Here is a 358-nt window from a genome sequence, read left to right as displayed (position 1 = left end):
CTACGAAATCAATGTGAGCCGCGACGGCAAGCACTTTTTCGCGACGGCCCCGCGCAGCATTACCAGCATGCACGACCTGCAAAGCGTGTACCCTGTTCTCAGCAACGCATTTCCCGCGTCGGACGGTTATGAACTGACCGTAACGCGCTGGGAAAATCGCGGGTATAACGTGAACATGGGCGACAACCGCGAGCCCCCGTCGGCAGCGGATACACTGCTGCGCGACGCTCAGCGCGATCCCGAGTAAAAGGCGCGTGCAATACCCTTGCATAGTGTAGGGGTATTGCGCATCGTCATTTTATCGTGTTATAGTTACGTCACTGGCTCACGACGAACCAGCAACTAGACACCTAAAGGA

General features: G+C 56.1%; 1 protein-coding gene. It reads left to right on the top strand.

Translation table 11 applies throughout. The features are described 5' to 3' along the window. Nucleotides 1–247 (top strand): hypothetical protein (locus AC1RPJ_RS07985; protein WP_481762876.1); only part of this gene is annotated, 247 nt, incomplete at its 5' end. Nucleotides 248–358 lie beyond the last annotated feature (111 nt).

It is taken from the genome of Dellaglioa sp. CoH-57-MRSF-17 (assembly GCF_056782015.1).
The sequence above is the reverse complement of the archived record's forward strand: the minus strand, read 5'-3'. Positions and strand labels throughout refer to the sequence as shown.